The sequence below is a fragment of the Paraburkholderia sp. JPY419 genome, from assembly GCF_050435705.1.
Classification (GTDB): domain Bacteria; phylum Pseudomonadota; class Gammaproteobacteria; order Burkholderiales; family Burkholderiaceae; genus Paraburkholderia; species Paraburkholderia youngii.
This window is the reverse complement of record NZ_JBNDKV010000001.1, coordinates 580448-600789: the sequence shown is the minus strand read 5'-3', so window position 1 is coordinate 600789 and position 20342 is coordinate 580448. Positions and strand designations below refer to the sequence as shown.

Below are 20342 nucleotides of genomic sequence, written 5' to 3'. Positions count from 1 at the left end.
ATTGAGGATTCAACGTGCCGCTTCCCACGAGCGCGATTGATCCTCGTCGCCCTATCGCTCGGCGCAACCGGCTGCCACAACCTGGAGCAGTCCAGACAGATCGACAATCCCGCGGTCGCCGGAAAGACGATCGCGTTGCAGGTATGCTCGAATTGCCATAGCGTAAATGGCGTTTCGGTATCTCCCACGTTTCCGAAACTCGCGGGCCAACCACGGGAATACCTCGTCAATCAACTGACGGACTTCAAGGCCCATGTGCGAAGCGACCCGAATGCCAGAAGATTCATGTGGGGCTTCACGCATCTGAGTGAAACGCAAATCGAGCAACTCGCCGCGTACTTCTCCAGCCAGCCGCCTCCGGTACCACGAGCGCCAGCCGATCATCGGCTCATCGATTCGGGCAGGACGATTTTTTTGTTGGGCATTCCGGACAAAGGTGTACCGGCGTGCAGTGCCTGTCACGGCCAGCGTGGGGAAGGGATAGGGGGATTTCCTCGCCTCGCCGGGCAGTACGCGGACTACGCTGAAAAACAGATACTGGTGTTCCGGAGTGCCGGGCTACGCCCCCGTGGCGAAGTGATGAAGACTATCTCCGACAATATGTCGGATCGGGACATCCGAGCCGTTGCTGCTTTCATGGAGGCGTTTCCCGCAGAGACAGAGGCAGCGGCCAGTCCCGCTGTGAATCACTAGGCGTGCGGTCTTGCCATTCGGGTTTATCGGCCAGTACGCGCCCGCCCAGTCGGAAACCAGCGCGGAAGCATGCCGACCAGGACGTCGTCCTTAAGAAAGACATGATGAAAAATAGCCGCGAACGCGTGAAACCCCGCAAGCCACATAATGCCGTCGCCGAGCCACGTGTGCAGCGATGCGATGGCTGAGCCTGCTCCATGTGAAGTACCGAGCAACGGCGGGATATCGCGAGCGCCGATCAGCGTCAGCGGATGCCCTTCTAGCCACGCGCCAGAGATGGCCGTCAGCGGTAATGCAAGGAGAAGCAGATACAGCATCCATTGAACGGTTGCTGACATAACAACCATCCAGCGAGAAATTGGCGGTGTCTCGGGACGCGTGTCGACTAGCCGCCACGACAGGCGGATGAGCGTGAGCGCAAATACGCACAAACCCAAAGTCTCGTGGAGTCGCCGGTCGAACTCGTGGGCCGAAGAGTAGACGCGCTGCTCGGAACCACCTGGACCATAAATGAACGTCACGAGCACGAGAATTGCCGTGCACCAGTGAAGCAATTGGGCAATCGAACCGTAGCTAGTGGCAGAGCTTTTCACTGTGGCGTCTCCGATGTGCAACCTTCGACGAACGCCAGGCACAAGCGCTGGCCGGACACTGGCGTATTCGATTCGTGAATGGATTCTACGCGCAAACTCCGAGCGAATTATCAAGCTGACGGCGGCTCACATTTTGAACGTTCTCCGTCGAACCATCGGCCCGCCAGACTGCCGTCGATCCAGATTGATTCTCAAGTTCTTCGTATTGCTGCCGATACCTTCACTGAGGAGACAATAGCCCGGTTACTGCGCGCAATAACCGGTAAAAGATGCTGACGCACAGCCATGCCGCCGTCGAGTATCAATGTTCTGCACTCACGCGCGCTGATTCTGAATCGATGCAATATATTCCGAGCTTAGGCATCGCTGGCGTCATTGGCCGGTGGAGGCGGCGACATGGCGTCGACCGGCAACTGATCATCACCGTCGCACTGGTGTTGACCGGTCTCGTCATTTTTGCTGTCGGCATCGGTTACACGCTGATATGGCACGAGCGGTCCGTTGCAGAGCGCATTCACGCCCTGCGTGCCCGCGATGACATCGAGACGCTGCAAGCCGTGCACATTCAGGCGAACGCCGACTTCCTGCAGGGGCTCGACAGTGCACGGGTCGCATCTTTCGCGTGGCCGGTGCAGCGTGTAGTGTTGGCCGCCACCTGCTTCGACCGGTTGGAACAAAGTTACGCAAGCGACCCGCGAAGCGAACTGGTGGTACGGCGTCTGCGCGGTGAGACGGCCGGCTGGGCGTGGCTTCTGGCCGACATCGCGGTACGTGCGCACGTCGCGGATGGCCGTGTCTCGGTAGACAGCCCTGAGCTGCTCGCAGCGAACCGCATGCTGGCGAACATCGTCGCCCAGTTGGTGACCCTCCGCGACGCGCAGACCGCTTCCCTGAGGGCTGCAGCCGACAGCGCGACGCGCCATCTGGTGATAGAACGGACCGTGCTTGCAACCACGGCGCTGGCGGCATGTTTGCTTCTTTGCTATGCGCTGATCGCTCACTATCGCGCCCGTCTCGCGCGGCAACGCGCGCGCGTCATCGCAACAGAAAGCGAGCGCCGGTTCCGTCAGTACTTTGATCATCATCCACTGCCGATGTTGATTTTCGACGTCGAGACGCTATCGATCCTCGCTGCGAACCGCGCGGCCGCATCGCAATACGGACGCACGCGCCGCCAGCTATGTTCGCTCGAGATGGCTGCTCTGTATGCGCAAGCCGACTTGCCGTCGTTTCTGCGCGATCTGCACGCGCTGCTGGCCGCGGCCACCGCAAGCGGATCGGCCGGTGTATGCCGGCATCGACACCGCGACGGCACGCCCGTCTACGTCGAACTGTCGTACCACTTCCTCACCTATGGCCGTCATCGAGCGTGCTTCATCACAGCTGTTGACGTCACGGAGCGAAAGAACGCCGAGCTCGCGCTATTGCTGCGAAGCCGTGCCCTCGACGCGATTGGCAACGGCGTGCTCATCACTCGACCCGATCCGAACGGCGACGTGGTCGAATACGCGAACCCGGCATTCGAGAAAATTACCGGCTATGAGCGCCCGCAGAATTCAGGCGATCACTCCGCGCGGCCGGAAACACCCGGATTGTGGCAACAGATCGGTGCGGCGATTGCCGAGAAACGCGAGGCCACCACGCTGACGAAAAGCCAACGCGCAAACGGAACAGAGTTCTGGTATCAGCTATACGTTGCACAAGTAAGCGACGAGTCGGAAAAGGTTACGCATCACATCAGCGTGGTGAGCGACCTGACGGAGCTCATCGAGTCGCGAGATCTGCTGGTCAGGCAGGCGCGCCGCGATGCGCTGACGGACTTGCCCAACCGCGTGACGCTGCGCGAACTGGTCGACACGGCGATCTTCGAGGGTCACGAGTTCGCGCTGCTGTTCATCGACCTCGATCATTTCAAGGACATCAACGACAGCCTGGGCCACGGCGCCGGCGATCGCCTGTTGCAGGAAGTCGCGCGGCGGCTGTCGGCATCGGTCGGATCGGATGGCGTGGTCACCCGTTATGGCGGCGACGAGTTCGTGACGATGTTGAAGGGTTCAACCGGCGATGCCGAACTCTGCGCGTTGTTGGCGCGCGTGACGCAAACGCTGGACGAGCCGGTGCAAATCGACGACATGCAACTGCGGGTCCGGATGAGCGTTGGGGTCAGCTGCTATCCGCAGGACGGCACGGACTGCGAAACCCTGCTGAAACACGCCGACCTTGCGATGTATCGGGTCAAGGCAGGCGGGCGCAACGGCGTCGAGCGATTTGCGCCTTCGCTCGCACATGAAGCGGCTCAGCGCATCGCGCTATCGCACAAGCTGCGCAACGCCGTCGAGCAGAACGGCTTCGAGCTGGTGTACCAGCCGCAAGTGGACATACGCAGTTACCGGCTGAGCGGGGTCGAGGCGCTGATCCGATGGCACGACCCGGACTTCGGCACGGTCAGCCCGACGACGTTCATACCCTTGGCCGAAGACATCGGTTTGATTGCGCCAATCGGAGAATGGGTGCTGCAAACTGCCTGTGCACAGGCAAAGCGCTGGGAAGAAGCGCTGCCGGGGCTGCGCATGTCGGTCAACGTGTCACCGAGCCAGCTTACGTCGAGCGATTTCGGCGCCGTCGTGCGTCGTGCCCTTGCCGCGTCGCGATTGGCCGCCGACCGGCTGGAACTGGAGATTACCGAAGGAGGCCTGGTTGCCCCGGGCGCGCTGCCCACGCTGCGCGCGCTGCACGACATCGGCGTGTCCATAGCGATCGACGACTTTGGCGCCGGTTACTCGAGCCTGGCTTATCTGCGCAGCTTTCACGCTGACCGTCTGAAGATCGACATGTCGTTCATCCGCGGCATTGGCAGCAGTCGTGCCGATGAGACGATCATCGGGGCGATCATCGCACTTGCCCGCAACCTGCGTTTCGAAGTCGTCGCGGAAGGCGTCGAACGAGCGGAGCAATTGGCTTTTCTTGCCGAGGCCGGCTGCGAGATCGTTCAGGGATATTACTTCGCCGCGCCACAGCCAGCGGCGAATATTCCGGCCTACGCGGCGAGTCTGCTCGGCGAGTTGCACGAGTTGCAAAATGCCTCGTCGTGAGAGCCCCGCGCGCGACGACTTCGCTTCGGCCTTGCGACGCCAAAGAGCGGCGCGTCGCCGCTCTTTGGCCCGTCGCCTCTAACGCGGATCCGACAGCGTCTGATTGAGCGTCTGCCCAGCGATGGTCACGTTCTGCAACGTGATGTCGTGCACGTTGTAGAGGTAGATCGGTCCCGGCGTGCTGGCGCTAGCAGGGCCCGCGGCCGCAGGCGTGCCGAAATCACAGTTGGAAATCGTCACTCCGGTGATTGCCGGGACGCTCGGTGCAGGCGCCGGACCGTTGTAGTCGAACGCGACTGGACCTTGTGCAACGATGGCCTGGAAACACGAGCCGGTTGTACTGCCCAATGTCACGTTCGCGGCATTGACGTTCGTGATGTTGACGTTGTCAATGAGCGCGGGGCGGGTGCGGATGGCATCGGCAGCAGGCTGGTAATCGCAATCGAACGTGATCAGGCCGCCTTGCGACGCGGACGGATTAGCGGCGGTTGCGGTGGCCACACCGATGGGCACGGTGCTGTTGATCGGACTGCCTGTCAGCATCTTGCTGCCGTAGCCGCCGCCGGTGAGGCTCACCCCGTGCGGGAGCGTGACGCCGTTCACATAGAAGTTCTTGACGTAGCCTCCGCGGTTCATGTTCGTCTTGATACGGATCGCAATGTTCAGCGAATTGGTTGCCCAGAACTGGTTGAGCATGGTCAGGTTGCGTGCGTAGATGTTCTGCACGCCCCCACCCATCTCGCTGCCGAGCGTAATGCCGCCGTGACCGCTATTCATCATGCAGTTCTGGATCACATGGTTCTGCGCCGGTCCGTACTCCGTGTCGAGATCCTTGCCTGACTTGATGGCGATGCAGTCGTCGCCCGTGTTGAACGTGACGCTGTCGCACAGAACCGTGTTGCAGGCGTCGGGATCGAAGCCGTCGTTGTTCGGTCCGATGCTGTCGGCTGTCACGCCGCGGATCACGACGTTCGTGCAGTCCGTCGGATGATGCTGCCAGAACGGCGTGTTGTTGGTCCGGTAGTTTTCCATCAGCACGTTCGTGCAACCGAGGAATTCGACCATGCACGGCCGCAGATAGTGGCCGAGACCGAAGATTCGCTGCGCGACCGGCACGCCCGCTTCGGAGAGCGCTGGCAGGTAATTCTGGTCCTGCTGCCAGGGCGTAGCCGGATTGGTCAACTGCGCGTACAGCGAGGCCGAAATGGTGGGGGCGGCCACCATCAGATCGACGTTGTTCGGGTTGGTATAAGCCTGCGACGGCGTGGACGACCCGGCGCAGCCGTATGCGCCACTGGTACCCTTGTAGGTCCACCAGCAAGTGCTGGTGTTTCCGCTTCCGGCGAACGGCGTCATCGCCTGACCGTTCAGCACCGACGTCGGACCTTCGCCAGTCAGCGCGATATTGTTCGCGTTGCGCGCATACACGGGCGAGCCGAAGTTCAGGCAGTCGTTTGCCTGCCAGCGGCTGTAGTACAGGTTGCCGTTGGCGCCGCAGTTGACGGGGCCGTCTTTCGCGTAGTCGGCGGGATTCGGGCTGAAATAGATCGTGCAGTTTGCGCTCAGATGGAAGTTGACGTTGCTCTGCAGCACGATCGGACCCGCGCAATACCAAGTGCCGGCCGGCACCACGACCCGGCCGCCACCGGCGGCACTGCACGCCGCGATTGCCGCGAGGAAAGCGGGACGTGAATCGAACGATCCCGGTGCGTTGGTCGCGCCAGCACCGGTACTCACCGGCGATGAACTGCCCGTATAAGGGCTGGTCTGCGCGATGACCGCGCACGGTTGCGCACCGTACTGTTCAACCGGGAAATCGACGGCCGGGAAAGCGCTCTGGGTGATTTTCTGCAGCGCATTGATGATCTTCGTCGCCGAGCCGTCGGAGCCCCAGACCGGGTCGGCCGCGGCCGTTGACGGCGTGCTTCCGGCCGCTGGCGTCGAACTGCCGCCTCCGCCCGCGGCAGCCGAAACGCCGCCGCCGCCGCACGCCTGCAAGAGTGCGCTGCCCGCCAACGCGCCTCCCAGCCCAATGAAGCCACGGCGCGAAATGCGCAAGGTGTCGCCCGTTGCGGGCGCATTTTTATCAAGGTCGCACGACAGCCTGGACATCGGGTCCCCTCCGGACAAATTGCATCGGTTGTATGACAAGTCTGGAAGAGTAAAGACAAGATTCGCGGCAGTACACATGGTGGATACCCTGACTGAGTCTTTCCTACACACCCCGGACACGGCAGGAAGTGACCGGAGGCGTTTAGAGGGTTCGAGCTTCTTTTGGAATTTCGCGCGAGACGGTTCGACTAGAATGATGTCGACGCGCGGCTACGCACTCGATGCACTACACCCGTCATCAGGTATCGCGATGAACAACGGCAGGCTCGTATTACATGCGCGATGGCATCGCTTGCAACGCGACGCGCGCACCTGGTCGCCGCAGCCTGCTGCCGGTAGGCTCAGCGCTTTGCATGAAAGCGATCGATGAAACCGCGATCCGCCGACTGCGCTGCCGTCCTGATGACCGCGTCGTGCATCGCGGGCCTCATGCAGACCTCACCCGTAGCCGCACAGGCATGGCGCGATGTCGCGCCTCAACCCGCCCCGCAGGCGCCGCGAAGCGCGCCGCCGCCCTCCTCCCCGGAGACGCAGGCCGAGTCCGCACGGATCGCTGTCGAGCGGCTTGCCGGGCTCGTCTTCGAACCGGCCGCCGCGTCCGCGACGGCATCACCGACGCAGCAACAACGCATCGTCGCGCAAGGACTGCCCGTACTCGACGACGCGTTCCTGCAGAGCTTCGCCACGGACCTGGACAAGCCGCTGACTTTCGGCCGCCTCGCCGAGATTCGCCGCGCCGTGGTCGCGCGGTATCGGGCAGCGGGAAAGCCGCTCGTCGACGTCTATGTGCCGGAACAGGACGTCAGCTCGGGGGTCGTGCGTATCGCCATTGCCGAGTTCAAGCTCGGGCGGGTTCATGCCAGCGGCAACACCTACTTTTCGAGCAGCCTTCTCGAACGTGAAATGCCGCTCGAGCCCGGCGCACCGATCCCGCAAGCGACGGTCTCGAAGGGACTCGCCGTGCTCAACGCGAATCCTTATCGACGGGTCGATGCTGTGTTTGCAGCCGGTGAAGCAGCGGACACGACCGACGTCGTGCTGCAAACCGAAGACCGTCTGCCGCTTCGGGTCAGCGCGGGTTACGACAATGAAGGCGTGCCGGACCTCGGCCGTGACCGGTTCTTTGCGGGCATCGGCTACGGCAACCTGTTTGGGCTCGATCAGCAGATCGCCTATCAATTCACGGCCAGCAACGATTTTTTCAGCGGCAATCCGGATATCGAAGGCCGGCCGAAGCGCGCCCGCTTCACCGCGCACGCGCTGAACTATACGGCGCCGCTGCCCTGGCTCGACACGATCGAGTTGTTCGGCGTCTACGCGCAGAGCACGCCACGCCTGCCCGACACGTATGGGCAAACGGGCATTTCCGCGCAGCTTAGCTTTCGTTATGACTTGCGACTGCCGACCATCACGGACACGACCCAACTCGTCCAGATCGGATACGACTTCAAGCGGAGCAACAACGATCTGGAATTCGGCGGCTCCCAGGTTTTCAACTCGAATACGCACATCCATCAGTTCGTGTTGGCTTACAGCATCAGCAAACCGACCGACGCGGGCACGGCGCATGCCGCGGCGACACTCGTCGCCAGTCCGGGTGGATGGGATGGCAGCAACCAGGACGCGGCATTCAACGCCGCGCGGCAGGGCGCGACGGCCCGCTACATCTATTTGCAGTTGACTGCGTCGCGCGCCACCGCGCTTGGGGCGGGCTTCACACTGATCACGAACGGAACGTTTCAGTGGACGCCGAACACGTTATTGCCGAGTGAGGAGATGGGGCTCGGCGGGGAGTCCAGTGTGCGAGGCTACGACCCATACGTGACGCTCGGCGATCGCGGCTGGAACATCCAGACCGAGGTGCGCACGCCTGCGATCGCTCTCGGCGCGAGCAACGCAGTGGTGCAACCTTTTGTGTTTTTCGATGCCGGCCGCGTATGGGCCACCATCGATCAGCCAGCGGAGAATAATCCCGGTCTGCTCGCGGGTGTCGGCGCGGGCGTGCGCTTTCAATGGTCGAGATTCGTGGATTTTCGCTGCACCTACGGCGCGCCATTACGCTCGGCGACGCCAAATGGTTCGAAGGCACCGATCGTGCTCTTGTACGTGTCGCTCGGAACATGAGCCATCGACACGTCATCTCCCGACCGTCAACGACGCCTGAGCGCTAGTCTCACTGCGCGACCCGTTGCTCGTCGGCGCGGCCGTCATCTAGCCGTCTCGCCCCTTCCACGCTTTCGATCGGATGACCCGCGGCGCCGAAGCCGCGCTCGATGTCCGTCGCGATGCCTCGGCCGGCCGGCGCGTCCAGTGCCGGCGGGCCGTCGTCCGGAAGCCGCGGCGCCACGTCCGCGACGCGACGCGACGAGCGCCGCTTCGTCGCCTTCGCATCGAACCACGCGACGTCGCGGCGCAAGCCGACAACATAGGCACGCCAGCCTCGCGGATGGTCACTGAACAGAGACGCGCGCACGGATGCGGCCAGCGCGTCCCTGTCGAGCGGGTCGTCGAGCAACCCTTGCGGCCACCGGCAGAACGCGTGAAGCGCACGGGTCCTGAACGCGTCCACGGGCATATCGGGGCGCAGCTGCGCGAGCAGCGGCTCGTCACCGAGAATCGGGTATCGCGCGATCAGCTCGCCAATGGTTGCCGCGCTCGGCGCCATATCGTCGAGCCGAACGATCAATTGCATCACGCGCCCCAGATGAAGCAGCAGCGCGCGCCTTTCGAGAGCGTCTTCCATGATTTGCGGTGCCTTCGATCAAGACAGTCGAATTGCATCCGGTCAATCGCGTCGTCTTGCTGGCCGCTGTTTGACCGGCGTTCCCTTACAAGCCTACGGCGCCTCGCGGCGCGGACGTTGATCCGGGTCAATGCATGCACCGGGTCGGCGTCACGCGCGGTTCTTCTCTTCGATGTGGGGCTGGCGATCCGTCACCAGCGATAGCTCCGACAGAAGCCCAGCCACCGCCTCGAGCAGATCGTCGAGCGTCACGATGCCGGTGAGCGCGCCTGCGGTGTCGACGACCGGCAGGCGCCGCACGCCGTTCAGACGCATTCGCGAGGCGGCAAGCCAGGGATCGTCCGCCTCGGCGACGAGCGCCGGCGGCGACGACATCACGTCGTTCACGAAAATCTTCTCGGGGTTGGCCTGTTTGGCCACGATCGCCAACACGATGTCGCGATCGGTCAGCATCCCGACAGGCACGCTGTGCCCGCCGATCGTCTCCACCACCACGAGGTCGCCGACATGCTGTTCGCGCATCAGCTGCGCGGCCTCGAGAATCGTCGCTTGCTGTCGGCAGACGGTGACGTCCCGCGTACAAATGGTTCCTGCATTCACGATACATGCCCCACGTTCGACACGGCCTGCCGCCGTGTATCCGTTCGCTGCGCCGTCACCCGATCGAGTCCGAGCTCTGCTCGGGCTCCCAACCGCGCGCCGCAGCGAGACACGCGCGGACTTCTTCATCGCTCGTCTGGTCGAAATTCACATAGAACCCGCCGATCCCCATCAGCAAGTCCGGCTGCAACACGCTGACGAACGCGTCCGCGATTCCTTCGAATGACATCGCCGCATCGGATTGCGACACCGGGACCGCCACCACGATCCGGGCAGGATGTCTGTCACGGAGTGCGTCGATCGCCGCATGCATCGACGCCCCCGTCGCGATGCCGTCGTCGACCACGATCACCGTCTTGCCCTGCACGGCCGCCGGGGGGCTGTCCCCACGGTACGCGACTTCCCTGCGCGCGAGTTCCGCCCTTTCGCGGGCGATCACATCGGTCAATTGGGTGTCACTGATCTGCAATTCGCGAAGTACCGACCTCTCCAGATGGAGGGCGCCCCCGGAAGCGATGGCGCCCATCGCCAGTTCCTCGTCTTGAGGCGCGCCCAGCTTTCTGACGACCAGAACGTCGAGCTTCGCGCGCAACTCCCGCGCGACTTCGAACGCGACCGGAACGCCGCCGCGCGGCAGGGCCAGCACGACCAGATCGCCGCGCCCCTGATAGTCGCGCAGCGCGTGGGCTAGCTGTCTGCCCGCGTCGACGCGGTCGCGAAACCGGTTGCCCATCACTTTTCCTCCCCCCAACGCCCGAGCACGTTGCCTCGGTCACTATGCCATCGATCGGCAGCATCAAGCGTTCCTCGACGCAGCGCAATCAAAGCGCATTTCGATTGACGTAGGTCAGTAGTTGGTCCGAACCGGCGGCCGATCATGAATACTGACAACACGCGAGATGCGGAGGCCGACGTGTTCTCCAACATTCTGGTCGCGGTGGACGGCGGCGGGAGCGCCGCCCAGACGTTCGAGACAGCGACATGATCCGCAATAGAGACAATGGATGTCGTCATGAATGGAGAGGTTACCGAACTCCGGGATCATGCATTCGCCTGCGCCGCGGACGCGACTGCGCGTAAAGATACGGATTCGGCGCAACTGTCCGCGGCGATCCGCTACGAAGCCGCCACGCGGGCTCGGGTTGCCATATCCCATCAACGTCTGCTGCGGCAACAGGCGCTCGTGCGTCGACTTGCTGTTGGCGGAGTCGATCATTCCATCGCGCGACAGTGCCTGCAGGGACTGGAAGACTCCTTTCATGTATTGAGCCTGATCTGGGAGATGCGCCTTCACAAGCTCAATGCGCTGCTAGACAGCGAAGCCCAGTGACGGGACCGAAGCACCCGTGTTCACATCGGCGTGAACGGGACCGGATATTCCAGATGATCCTTTACTTCTTTTACGCCTGGCGCGCGCGCGGCGGCGGCGAGGATCGCCTGGCGCTCTTCCTCGGAGCGTATCGGTCCCCAGCAATGAGCGACGCCATCCGTGACGATCAGGTCATCGGCGTCCAGCGCCCAACGCTGTCCTTCGAGTTCCTTCATGATCGCGGCGCGAATCTGCTCGTCCGACGGTTGCGAATCGAGCTGCGCGGGTGCGCAACTCGCGAGAGCCCGCACCAGATTAGCCCTGCTGACGATGCCGACGAGCTTGCCGTCGCGCAAGACCGGTAGACGCTTGATGTGCTTGCGCCCGAGCAGTTCGGCGACCGCCGTCAGCGGCGCGGATTCGTCGACGGTGACGGCGGGGGCGCTCATCACGTCACGCACCCGAACCGAACGCTCTTTCAGATACTCGACCGCGAGTTGACGCGTAGGCGCGATGAACTGGGCGAGCCACGAGCGCCGCGGCGTATCGGTGCCGGTTTCGACGCGCCGGAGCAGATCGCCCTCGCTGACGATGCCAATCACGCTGCCTTTGTCGTCGAGAACGGGCATGCCGCTGATCTTGCGGTCGGCGAGCAGCTGTGCCGCGTCGTAGACCGAGCTGTCCGGTGCGATCGACACGACCTGGGTCGTCATGATGTCCGAGGCTTGCATAGTGACCTCCGTATCGAGTGCCCTGCGCTGCCGCACATCGATGCAGGCAGGCACGAGGCGACGCAATGGACAGGCGCTGAAGGACGCGTCGCCGTGTTCCCTTCGGCACCCACTTCGAATCCGCTCGCCCGGCGTGTCGACCAGTCGTTGCAACGCGTCGATTCCGCCATGCGCCAATCACAAAGAACCGGCCACTGATGATCGGCCCCCGGTCCAGTACAGCCCAATGATCGATGCGCAGCGACCGGCGATCGTTGACTTGTATCAAGCCGCCCCCCCTGACCAACCGACGATGCAGCAATCGATTACCGGCCACCCGCCCCCCGAGATTCGCCGCAAAACGCGATGCTGAACGCTGCCGCGAATTCGTCGAGCCGCGCGCGATCGAGCCCGTCGATACCGGCGGCAGCGACCCTGCCGTTTCCGCCGAACTTTCTGCAAAGTACGTCGGCGCCACGCGGGCAATCGAGCGGAGCCCGCACGCTGCCCGTGTATCGGCCATCGGCGCCGGCTGTCAGTACAGCGTGCGCTCGCGCCGGGTCGCGCCGCGCAACGAGATTCGCGAAATCGCCTCGCACGCGCCGCGCCCACGCCGCGTCGGGAAGAATGTGCAGCGTTGCATTGGCGAGCCGCCGGACTTCCACGCGTCCCAAGGCCAGCTCGAGGTCTTCAGTGCGCCGCGCCTGCAGTTCGGGCAGCACGCTGGTCGACGCAATGAACTCGAGCGGGTCCGAATAGGGTTGGATTGCGCGATACATGTCGACGGGATCGACCGCAAGATCGGCCACGCTATCCCCGTACGCGTTGTAGTTGATCGCTTCGCCAAGCTCACGCAGCTTGCGCTCGTCGGACGAGTTCATCGCGCACGCGGTGGCGGCCCGGTGCGCTGCCGGATGCAGGTTGTCGCCATAGGCGGCGACCACCGCCCAGCGCGTGTAACGGCCTTGCAGATGGCGGTCCACGAGCAGCGCCGTGCACGTATCTGGTGACGTATCGATATGCGTCGTCAGCAACACGTTTGCGGGTATCGGTCCCGAGAAATGATGATCGAAATACTCGATCTTTACCCCAAGAGCCAGCAACGCGAGGAGTGGATCGCGGTTCGCATCGAGCGAAATATCCAGCACGGTCACGCTGTCGCCCGGCTGCGCGTTCGCGCGGTGCAGCAGCGTGACCTCGCGCTTGGCCCCGGTGATCAGGATGGTGTCGGCAGGCTCGGCAAGTCGCAACTGATGCAGCGCGCAAATGCCGTCCGCATCGCCATTGAAAATATCGAATCGCTTCATCCGCTGCTCCACCCGTGCGTCGCTGCCACGATCGCACGCGGTTCGACTGGGGTCAAACGGTGCCCCCGCTCCACTTCATATGGAAGCGTACGCCGGTATCGTCCGCTTGACCGCCTCGTCGATTCAGATCAAGCCGGTTACCATACCCGATGACTTGAATGAGTAGACGATTGCGGCTCGCGCGCAAGGCGGGCGCCGGCCGTCCCACTACGTGGAGGTCAACCGTGTCGAATCAGACGCTCGTTTTTCTCGATCACGCGCGGCACGGCGCGCCGCTCGTCACGACATGGAGCCTGGCATGAGTGCGCCGCCGAGCCGCAAGCCTTCCGCGCGCCGAGCTGATGCCACACTCCACGGCATCCTTCATGTCGCCAACCGTTTGAGTGCCGCGCGTCGCAGCCTGCGCGGACTGGACGCGACGCTGCGCAGGCCGGGCACCTACCGTCATCCGGCGGGCGGGATCGTCAGAATCGAAACGCATATATCCGTCGTGTATCTCGCCGGGCGCTTCGCGTACAAGATCATCAAACCCGTCGCACCCGGCTTCGCGGACTTTACCTCCGCCTCGACACGCCAGCGCTGCTGCGAAGCCCAGCTCCGCCTGAACCGGCCACTCGCGCGAGGTATCTACGCCGCCGTGATACCGATTGCGCGCCGTGCCGGTGTGCTGGCGCTCGGCGCCGGCGGCGTCGCCGTCGAGCACGTGGTCAAGATGCGCCGCTTCGACGAGGCGATGCTCTTTTCGAGTCTCGCGGCGAACGGAGCACTGACGCCGCACGACATCGACGGCGCGGCGAAGCGGCTCGCCGACTATCACCTGAGCGCACCCCGCAACGCGCCCTCGTCGCGCTACGGCAGCGCGTCGCTGGTGCGAACCCAGATCGAAACGATCAACGCACCGCTGCTGGCCAATTGCAGCCATCCCGCGCTGCCCGGCATTGCCGCGTGGTGCGCGCGACAACTCGACGAACTCGCGCCGCTGATCGAGCGGCGCCGCGCCGAGGGTTTCGTGCGCGGCTGCCACGGCGATCTGCATCTCGACAACGTGGTGCGCTGGCGCGGCGCCATCGCGATGTTCGACTGTATCGACTTCGACGATGCGCTACGCTGGATCGACGTCGCGGCGGATGTCGCGTTTCTCGTGATGGACCTGTGTGCGCGAGCGGAACCGCGTCTGGACAATCGCCTGTTGAACCGTTGGCTGGAAACGTCGGGCGACTATGCGGCGCTGTCTCTGATGCCTTTGTACATCGCCTATCGGGCGCTGGTGCGGGCGTGGGTCGCGTGCCTGAAAGCGGGGCACGTGGCGGGCCGCAACGTCGCGGTCCCGCAACCGGCCCTGCGCTACCTCGAGGTCGCGCGGGCGCAAACGCAGAAGCCGCGACCCGTTCTGCTGCTGTGTCATGGCTTTTCCGGTTCGGGAAAATCGGTCGCGAGCCGCGCTCTCGCGGACCTCTGCGGCGCGGTACGCGTGTCGAGCGATGCGGAACGCAAACGCATGCGGCCAGCGTCCGACGCGCAAATGGCGCTCGGCGCCGAACACTACACGCAAGCTGCGCGTCACGCGATCTACGATCACCTGCTTGGACTCGCGCACGGCGTGCTGCAAAGCGGCCACAGCGTGATCGTCGACGCGACCTTTCTCGAATCGAGTCAGCGCGGCAGGTTTCTCGCGCTCGCCGAACGGCTTGGCGTACCGGCCCGCATTCTCGACTTTCGTGCCGACCCAGCGGTGCTCGAGCAACGCATCGAAGCGCGCCGGCGCGGTCCGCGCGATCTCTCCGACGCGGACACCGCCACGCTCGCGCGTCAACTCGCGAGTGCCGACGCACTGACGCCGGCGGAACAGGCGCTGACCTTGTCGTTCGACACCGCGGTACCGATGGCAGCGTTCGACTCGCCTGCGTTCTGGCGACCGGTGATCGAGTTGATGCAGCCCGGTATCGAAACCGTCGCGGCTGCGTCGCGTGTTACGCATACCGCTCGTTAGCCGGGCAAGCGGTCAGTGGATCGCGGATCGTGAACGAGCCGCCGATCGCGAAACCCCTGGAGCCAACGGTCACGAAAAGCCGACTAAAATCGATTTGCGCGAACACGCGTCGATGCCCGGCGATTCCATGCACATCGACACAGCGCAAAGCGCGACTTCGCGATTGCTTCAGGTTTTCCTGCCAATGGATGCAACCGGAAGAGATCACCCGATGATCAAGGTGTTGCTGGCCGACGACCACACGCTCGTGCGCGACGGACTGCGCCATATCCTGCAGCAAGCGAACGGCTTCGAGGTAGCCGGCGAAGCGTGCGACAGCGCGACGACGATCGCGCTGATCCGCGCGACCCAGGCCCACGTGCTCGTGCTCGACCTGTCGATGCCGGGGCGCAACGGCATCGAACTGATCAAGCAGATCAAGGAGGAAAATCCCGATCTGCGGATTCTGGTGCTGACGATGCACGCCGAGCAGCAATACGCGGTGCGTGCGTTCAAGGCGGGCGCATCGGGCTATCTGACCAAGGAAAGCGCGAGCGCGGAACTGGTCGGCGCGGTGACGAAAGTCGCGTCGGGGGGCGTCTACGTGAGCCTCGCGATGGCCGAACGCTTCGCGCAGAATCTGAACGAGCCGGCCGACACGCTGCCGCACCAGCGCTTGTCCGACCGCGAATTCGACGTGTTCCGGCGCCTCGTCGAAGGCCAGAGCATCACCGGGATCGCCCATGAACTCTGCGTCAGCGTGAAAACGATCAGCACCCACAAGACGCGCATCCTCGAAAAAATGCAGATGCCGAACGAGAACGGGCTGGTTCGCTATGCGATCCGCCACAAGCTGTTCGACGACGAGAACGATTTGTAGTGCTTCCCCGCCGCGGCGCCCGGTGACACGATAGCGGCACGAACCGCGTGCTTGCGGCCCTGATCCGACAGGAGCCTTCAAGATGAGCGATGCCGCGCAACATGATGCCTGGGAAATCGGCGAACCGCACTTCCCCGCCTCCACGCCAGTGGAACAGCAATTGCGCTTTGCGCTGCACTACGCGGTACTCGCGCCGTCGAATCACAACACGCAACCGTGGCGGTTCATCGTCGACGGCGAGACCGTACAGATCTGCGCCGACCGCATGCGCGCGCTTCCCGTAGTCGATCCTTTCGATCGCGAACTTCTGATGAGCTGCGGTGCCGCTTTGTTCAATCTTCGCGTGGCGCTGTGCCGACTCGGTCTCGCTTATGCGATCACGCTGTTTCCTGCGGAAGCGGATCCCGACATCGTGGCGCTCGTACGTGTGTCGCGCGACGGGCCTCGCGACCCGCACCTGCATGATCTCTTCGACGCGCTGACGGAGCGCGTGACGACGCGTGCGTAGTTCGTCGATAACCCTGTGCCCGCGGCCCTGCAACGCAAGTTCAGCGACGCCTGCGACGACGAGGGCGCGCTTGCCTGCTGCGTGGCGCAGAAAGCCGCGCGCGAGGCGCTCGCGCGCCTGATCGCCGATGCGGATCGAGCGCAGTTCGCTGACCCGCGTTTCAGGCGCGAGCTCGCCAGCTGGATTCACCCGCGGCGACGCGACGATGGCATGCCCGCTTACGGTACCGCTGTCGGCATCGCGACGATGCGCGACGACCGCGAGGCATGGCTCGCGGCGGGACAGGCGCTCGAACGGATGCTGCTGGTCGCGGCATCGGCGGGATTGACCGCTTCGTACCTGAACCAGGCGATCGAAGTGGACGCGCTGCGCGAGCGGCTCCGGACGCTGCTGCGCACGGACGCGTTTCCGCAGCTCCTGCTTCGCGTCGGGCGCGGCCCGCGGGTCCGTCATGCGCCGAGGCGGCCGCTCGCCGATTCGGTGTCGTGAAACGCACGGGACGTTTGCTGAGGGCGATGCCAGCCCGCGAGCTACACCGTTACCACGATCTTGCCGAACTGCCCGTTGGTTTCGAGGTAGCGGTGCGCGTCGACGATCTCGTCGAACGCAAAGGTGCGATCGATGACCGGCTTCAGCGCGCCGCTTTCGAGGCCCTTGAGCACGAACTCCACCGCGGCCTTCCGGCGCGTCGGGTCGCCACTCGTTAGCCAGATGTTGTGCGCCTTCACGGAATTCATCCTGGCGATCATCTGCAGCACAGGCAGCGTCGTAGCACGCTCGTCGAGCGCGCCGTACAGATACGCGATCCCCTGGAATGACAGCGCCTCGATCAGTTTCGCGAAGTTCGGGCCGCCGACCGGATCGAATGCGACGCGAGCCCCCTTTCCATCCGTGATCCGCATGATCTCTTCGAAAAGGTCCGACTCGTCCGTCACTATCACGTGGGCGGCACCCGCATCGAGCAACTGCTGTCTCTTGCCGGCATGGCGCGTGACCGCGATCGACGTCGCGCCCGCGTAATTCGCCAGCTGGATCGCCGCCAGTCCCACGCTGCTCGAAGCGGCCGGTACGACGACATGGTCGCCGGCGCCTACCCTCGCATCTTCGATCAGCGCGCCATAAGCGGTGACGAACATCATCCACACCGAAGCGGCCTCGGCGAAGGAAAGCGACTTCGGATGCCTGACAACCGCATGGTCCGGCACAAAGATGACTTCGCCGTAGGTGAAGTACTGATTCATCGAGAACGACGGGATCACGCTGACCTCGTCTCCGGGCGCGAAATCGACGACACCCTCGCCCACCGCATCGACGATGCCGGCCGCCTCGTACCCGAGCCCGGCCGGAAAGCGCACCGGTTCGATGTACCGGTCGGTGCGCCACATCGCTTCCGCGCGATTGAGACCAATCGCCTTCACATTGATCCGAACTTCACCGCGGCCGGGGCCGCGGACCGATTCTTCGACGAATCGAAGCACTTCGGGCGCACCGGCCTCGGTAAACCTGACAGTCCGTGACATCACTACCTCCTGGATGGATTGACGGTAGAGCTCGCCCGCGTGCACAACGATGGCCCGAGGGTATCCCCGATCCTATTCCACTTATCGACCGAAAGTAAAATTCAATTGACCGACCGGTCGGTTAATTTATACTGCGTCACATTGCCACTTATTCTGGACGGTGCAGATGTACACCCAATCCCTCGATATCCCCGGCCACGTCGCCCCACAGGACGCGGACGCGAATTCGCCCGAACAGGCGCGCTTCGACGCGGTCATGGCCGCCGACGGCAAGATCGAGCCGCAGGACTGGATGCCCGACGCCTACCGCAAGACGCTGGTGCGGCAGATCTCGCAGCACGCGCACTCGGAGATCGTCGGCATGCTGCCCGAGGGCAACTGGATCACCCGCGCGCCGAGCCTGAAGCGCAAGGCGATCCTGATCGCCAAGGTGCAGGACGAGGCCGGCCACGGGCTCTATCTGTATAGCGCCGCCGAAACGCTCGGCGTGTCGCGCGAGCAGCTGATCGACGCGCTGCACGCAGGCAAGGCCAAGTATTCGAGCATCTTCAACTACCCGACGCCCACCTGGGCCGACGTCGGCGTGATCGGCTGGCTGGTCGACGGCGCGGCGATCATGAACCAGATCCCGCTGTGCCGCTGCACCTACGGGCCGTACGCCCGCGCGATGATCCGCATCTGCAAGGAAGAGTCGTTCCACCAGCGCCAGGGGTTCGATGCGCTGCTCGCGATGATGGCCGGCACCGACGCGCAGCGCGAGCTCGTGCAGCAGGCGGTGAACCGCTGGTGGTGGCCGGTGCTGATGATGTTCGGCCCGAGCGACAGGGACTCGGTGCACAGCAACCAGTCGGCGCAATGGGGCATCAAGCGCATCACCAACGACGACCTGCGCCAGAAATTCGTCGACGCGACCGTCGAGCAGGCCAAGGTGCTCGGCGTCACGCTGCCCGATGCGCAGCTCAAATGGAACGCGGCGCGCGGCCACTACGACTACGGCGACATCGACTGGGAAGAGTTCTGGCGCGTCGTCAATGGCGACGGCCCGTGCAACCGCGAGCGCCTTGCCACGCGCGTGAAGGCCCATGCGGACGGCGCCTGGGTGCGCGAAGCCGCACTCGCCCATGCCGAAAAACAGCGCCAGCGCGCGCAACAGCACGCCGCCTGAGTGGCACCGCACATCACAGGAATCAGGAGATCAGCAATGAACAAGGAATGGCCGATTTGGGAAGTGTTCGTGCGCAGCAAGCAGGGACTCGACCACAAGCACTGCGGCAGTCTGCACGCGGCCGACGCGCCGATGGCGCTGCGCATGGCGCGCGACGTCTACACGCGCCGCCAGGAAGGCGTGAGCATCTGGGTGGTGCCGTCCTCGGCGATCACCGCCTCGGCGCCCGACGAGAAGGCCGAACTGTTCGAACCGGCGGGCGACAAGATCTATCGCCACCCGACGTTCTACACGCTGCCCGACGAAGTCAACCACATGTAAGCGCGCCATGACCACAATATCCATCACGCCCGAACATCTGCAGTACGTGCTGCGCCTCGCCGATACCGCGCTGATCCTCGGTCAGCGCAACAGCGAGTGGTGCGGCCACGGCCCGATCCTCGAAGAGGACATCGCGCTGTCGAACATGAGCCTCGACCTGATCGGCCAGGCGCGCCTGCTGTACACGCATGCGGCCACGCTCGAGCAGCAGCTCACCGGCCGTCAGCGCAGCGAGGACGACTACGCGTACTTCCGCGCCGAGCGCGAATTCGCGAACTACACGCTCGTCGAGCTGCCGCACTACGGGCCGCTCGCCGGCACCGCGCAGGCAGAGAAGGACTACGCGGTCACCATCGTGCGCAACTTCCTGTATTCGACGCTGATGCTGCACCTGTGGAGCGCGCTGACGGGTTCCGCCGACGCACAGCTCGCCGCGATCGCCGCGAAGTCGATCAAGGAAACGCAGTACCACGTGCATCACGCGGGCGAGTGGCTGATCCGTTTCGGCGACGGCACCGACGAATCGCACCGTCGCGCGCAGGCCGCGCTCGACTATCTGATGCCGTACACGTACGAGTTCTTCAGCGCGGACGCAGTGGAAGACGCGATCGCCGCGGCCGGCATCGGCCCGCGCACCTCGACGCTGGAAGCCGCATGGCTCGACGACGTGCGCGCCACGCTCGACGCGGCCACGCTGACGCTGCCCGCGGCGCTGCGGCACGTGAGCACCGGCAAGCATGGCGAGCATTCGGAGCACATGGGTTTCGTGCTCGCGGAAATGCAGAGCCTCGCGCGCCAGCATCCGGGCGCGAACTGGTGA

At 64.0% G+C, this 20342-nt stretch carries 18 protein-coding genes and 1 pseudogene; 11 read left to right on the top strand and 8 right to left on the bottom strand.

Translation table 11 applies throughout. From position 1 onward, the window contains the following. Positions 1-36 precede the first annotated feature (36 nt). Positions 37-693, top strand: a complete 657-nt coding sequence (locus tag QFZ91_RS02800; RefSeq protein WP_429566172.1) for a c-type cytochrome — start codon at positions 37-39, stop codon at positions 691-693. A 23-nt stretch (positions 694-716) separates the two neighbouring features. Here QFZ91_RS02800 and QFZ91_RS02795 read toward each other — a convergent pair whose 3' ends face one another. Continuing rightward, positions 717-1286, bottom strand: coding sequence for a cytochrome b (locus tag QFZ91_RS02795; protein WP_429566171.1), 570 nt, complete (start codon positions 1284-1286; stop codon positions 717-719). Positions 1287-1624: 338 nt separating this feature from the next. On the opposite strand from QFZ91_RS02795, the gene QFZ91_RS02790 reads away from it, so the two are divergent. After that, a complete protein-coding gene (locus QFZ91_RS02790) occupies positions 1625-4378 on the top strand; it encodes a putative bifunctional diguanylate cyclase/phosphodiesterase (protein WP_429566170.1) in 2754 nt (917 codons plus the stop codon). Between the two features lie 78 nt (positions 4379-4456). Here QFZ91_RS02790 and QFZ91_RS02785 read toward each other — a convergent pair whose 3' ends face one another. Next, positions 4457-6490, bottom strand: a complete 2034-nt coding sequence (locus tag QFZ91_RS02785; protein ID WP_429566169.1) for a glycoside hydrolase family 28 protein — start codon at positions 6488-6490, stop codon at positions 4457-4459. A 402-nt stretch (positions 6491-6892) separates the two neighbouring features. On the opposite strand from QFZ91_RS02785, the gene QFZ91_RS02780 reads away from it, so the two are divergent. Continuing rightward, positions 6893-8614: a ShlB/FhaC/HecB family hemolysin secretion/activation protein gene (locus tag QFZ91_RS02780; protein WP_429566639.1), complete on the top strand. Its 1722-nt coding sequence runs from the start codon at positions 6893-6895 to the stop codon at positions 8612-8614. A 49-nt stretch (positions 8615-8663) separates the two neighbouring features. Here the strand turns inward: QFZ91_RS02780 and QFZ91_RS02775 are convergent, their stop codons facing one another. The 3 genes from QFZ91_RS02775 to QFZ91_RS02765 all read right to left on the bottom strand — a co-directional run bounded on the left by QFZ91_RS02775 (position 8664) and on the right by QFZ91_RS02765 (position 10566). After that, on the bottom strand, positions 8664-9233 hold the full coding sequence (locus QFZ91_RS02775; RefSeq protein WP_429566168.1) for a hypothetical protein: 570 nt from the start codon (positions 9231-9233) through the stop codon (positions 8664-8666). Between the two features lie 150 nt (positions 9234-9383). Beyond that, positions 9384-9833, bottom strand: a complete 450-nt coding sequence (locus QFZ91_RS02770; protein ID WP_429566167.1) for a CBS domain-containing protein — start codon at positions 9831-9833, stop codon at positions 9384-9386. Positions 9834-9888: 55 nt separating this feature from the next. Beyond that, on the bottom strand, positions 9889-10566 hold the full coding sequence (locus QFZ91_RS02765) for a phosphoribosyltransferase (RefSeq protein ID WP_429566166.1): 678 nt from the start codon (positions 10564-10566) through the stop codon (positions 9889-9891). Positions 10567-10833: 267 nt separating this feature from the next. On the opposite strand from QFZ91_RS02765, the gene QFZ91_RS02760 reads away from it, so the two are divergent. Next, positions 10834-11163, top strand: a complete 330-nt coding sequence (locus QFZ91_RS02760) for a hypothetical protein (RefSeq protein ID WP_429566165.1) — start codon at positions 10834-10836, stop codon at positions 11161-11163. Between the two features lie 20 nt (positions 11164-11183). Here the strand turns inward: QFZ91_RS02760 and QFZ91_RS02755 are convergent, their stop codons facing one another. Next, positions 11184-11873 (bottom strand): CBS domain-containing protein, encoded by a 690-nt coding sequence (locus QFZ91_RS02755; RefSeq protein ID WP_429566164.1) that lies wholly within the window; start codon positions 11871-11873, stop codon positions 11184-11186. A gap of 305 nt (positions 11874-12178) precedes the next feature. Further along, positions 12179-13159 (bottom strand): acetyltransferase, encoded by a 981-nt coding sequence (locus QFZ91_RS02750; RefSeq protein ID WP_429566163.1) that lies wholly within the window; start codon positions 13157-13159, stop codon positions 12179-12181. Between the two features lie 158 nt (positions 13160-13317). On the opposite strand from QFZ91_RS02750, the gene QFZ91_RS02745 reads away from it, so the two are divergent. The 4 genes and pseudogenes from QFZ91_RS02745 (at position 13318) to QFZ91_RS02730 (ending at position 17005) form a co-directional block, all read left to right on the top strand. Continuing rightward, positions 13318-13461, top strand: coding sequence for a hypothetical protein (locus tag QFZ91_RS02745; RefSeq protein WP_429566162.1), 144 nt, complete (start codon positions 13318-13320; stop codon positions 13459-13461). After that, positions 13458-15149 carry an AAA family ATPase gene (locus QFZ91_RS02740; protein WP_429566161.1) on the top strand — a complete coding sequence of 564 codons (1692 nt, stop codon included), beginning with the start codon at positions 13458-13460 and terminating at the stop codon, positions 15147-15149. The genes QFZ91_RS02745 and QFZ91_RS02740 overlap by 4 nt, the downstream gene beginning before the upstream one ends. 211 nt (positions 15150-15360) lie before the next feature. Then, positions 15361-16008: a response regulator gene (locus tag QFZ91_RS02735; protein WP_176385320.1), complete on the top strand. Its 648-nt coding sequence runs from the start codon at positions 15361-15363 to the stop codon at positions 16006-16008. 82 nt (positions 16009-16090) lie between these two features. Further along, a pseudogene (locus QFZ91_RS02730) lies at positions 16091-17005 on the top strand (Acg family FMN-binding oxidoreductase). Positions 17006-17046: 41 nt separating this feature from the next. On the opposite strand, the gene QFZ91_RS02725 reads toward QFZ91_RS02730, so the two are convergent. Beyond that, positions 17047-18036, bottom strand: a complete 990-nt coding sequence (locus QFZ91_RS02725; RefSeq protein WP_429566160.1) for a zinc-dependent alcohol dehydrogenase family protein — start codon at positions 18034-18036, stop codon at positions 17047-17049. A gap of 166 nt (positions 18037-18202) precedes the next feature. Here QFZ91_RS02725 and paaA point away from each other — a divergent pair, with 166 nt between their 5' ends. The 3 genes from paaA to paaC are packed head-to-tail and all read left to right on the top strand — an operon-like array spanning position 18203 to position 20342. Then, positions 18203-19201 carry a 1,2-phenylacetyl-CoA epoxidase subunit PaaA gene (paaA, locus tag QFZ91_RS02720; RefSeq protein ID WP_429566159.1) on the top strand — a complete coding sequence of 333 codons (999 nt, stop codon included), beginning with the start codon at positions 18203-18205 and terminating at the stop codon, positions 19199-19201. Between the two features lie 36 nt (positions 19202-19237). Then, on the top strand, positions 19238-19522 hold the full coding sequence (gene paaB / locus QFZ91_RS02715) for a 1,2-phenylacetyl-CoA epoxidase subunit PaaB (protein WP_013090772.1): 285 nt from the start codon (positions 19238-19240) through the stop codon (positions 19520-19522). Positions 19523-19538: 16 nt separating this feature from the next. Next, on the top strand, positions 19539-20342 hold the full coding sequence (gene paaC, locus QFZ91_RS02710; protein WP_429566638.1) for a 1,2-phenylacetyl-CoA epoxidase subunit PaaC: 804 nt from the start codon (positions 19539-19541) through the stop codon (positions 20340-20342).